This window comes from Rhodococcus sp. R1101 (genome assembly GCF_000278445.1).
GTDB classification, from domain to species: Bacteria; Actinomycetota; Actinomycetes; order Mycobacteriales; family Mycobacteriaceae; genus Rhodococcus; species Rhodococcus gordoniae.
Window position 1 is genome coordinate 1 of sequence record NZ_AJVB01000675.1, and the last position, 1,624, is coordinate 1,624.

The 1,624-nt window shown below is 70.9% G+C and carries 2 protein-coding genes; both read right to left on the reverse strand.

Annotated features, from left to right (window positions below; all coding sequences use genetic code 11):
* Positions 1-1,165 (reverse strand): UDP-N-acetylmuramate--L-alanine ligase (gene murC / locus R1101_RS0123090; RefSeq protein ID WP_016935561.1); only part of this gene is annotated, 1,165 nt, incomplete at its 3' end.
* On the reverse strand, positions 1,162-1,624 hold a 463-nt coding region (locus R1101_RS0123095; protein ID WP_016935562.1), incomplete at its 5' end, for a UDP-N-acetylglucosamine--N-acetylmuramyl-(pentapeptide) pyrophosphoryl-undecaprenol N-acetylglucosamine transferase. The genes murC and R1101_RS0123095, both read right to left, overlap by 4 nt.

Below are 1,624 nucleotides of genomic sequence, written 5' to 3' on the forward strand. Positions count from 1 at the left end.
GGGGCCGTTCGGTGCCGGTCTCGGTGTAGCGCAGCGGCTCCCCCGCGACGAGTTCGCCCGCGGCCGCCAGGACAGCCCGGACCTCGGTGGGATGGTGGGCGTAGTCGTCGAACACCCGCACGCCGTGTTCGCGGCCCGTGTACTGGAATCGCCGGTGCACTCCGCCGAAACCGGCCAGTCCCTCGAGCGCCTCGTCGACCTGCGCCCCGGCCTCGAGGGCGGCGAGCAACGCGGCCAGAGCGTTCAACGCCATGTGCCGGCCGGGGACCGACAGTCGCACCGTCCGCGGCGAATCCTCACCCGCGAGGTGGAGTTCGGCGACCCCACCCACGTCCTTGGCCTCCCAGCCGAGGAGGCGCACGCCGACAGGAACGCCGCGGTGGTCGCCCTCGGTGCCGATGACGTCGGCAGTGCCGTAGCCCCGGACCCGCAGGTCGTCGCGGCCGAGCGCGACGACCCGCTCGGCGAGCGCTGCAGATCCGGGGTCGTCGAGGCACACGACCAGCAGACCACCGGGCGCGATGCGGGAGACGAACTCGTCGAAGACCGCCGTGTACGCCTCCGGCGTCCCGAAATAGTCGAGGTGATCCGCCTCGATGTTCGTGACGATGACGGTGTTCGGGTCGTACTGCAGCAGCGAACCGTCGCTCTCGTCGGCTTCGGCGACGAAGACGTCCCCGCTGCCGTGGTGCGCGTTGGTCCCGGACTCGTTGAGTTCACCGCCCACCGCGAAGGACGGATCGAAGCCGCAGTGCTGCAGCGCGACGACGAGCATCGACGTCGTCGAGGTCTTGCCGTGTGTGCCCGAGACCAGGAAGGTGCGGTGTCCGCGCATAAGGGAAGCAAGGACCGTGGGGCGCAACAGGATCGGGATCCCCCGCTCGCGGGCGGCGACGAGTTCGGGATTGTCCTGCGGGATCGCGGCGAACGTCGTGACCAGGGCCGTGGGACCGTCGTCGAGCAGGTCGAGAGCTTCGGCGGCGTGCCCGATGCGGACCTGCGCGCCGCGCGCCCGCAGGGCGAGCACACCGCGGCTCTCCTTCGCGTCGGAACCCGACACCTGTCCCCCGCGCGCGAGCAGGATCCGGGCGATGCCCGACATCCCGGCGCCACCGATACCGACCATGTGCACCCGCTCGAGTTCGGCGGGCAACTGCGCGCTCATCGTTCACTCCTGTTCGGTTCCACTCCGGCAACCTCGAGCACTATGCGCGCCAACTCGTCCGCGGCACTGCGATGGCCGGCGGCCGCGGCGCTGCGCCCCATCTCCACGAGTCTGCGCTCGTCGCCGAGCAACGACACCACGTCCGTCGCCACATAATCGGAATTCAGGTCGCCGTCCGCGACGATCGTTCCGCCGCCCGCCGCGACGACCGGACGGGCGTTGAGTTCCTGTTCGCCGTTCCCGTGCGGGAGCGGCACGTACACCGCGGGCAGACCCACCGCGGACACCTCCGCGACCGTCATGGCCCCGGATCGGCACACCACCGCGTCGGCCGCCGAATACGCGAGGTCCATCCGTTCGAGATAGGGCACGGCGACGTACGGCGCCCGGACGTGGCCGGGATGGGCGGGGATGTCGACGGTGTTCTTCGGTCCGTGCGCGTGCAGCACGGCGATGCCG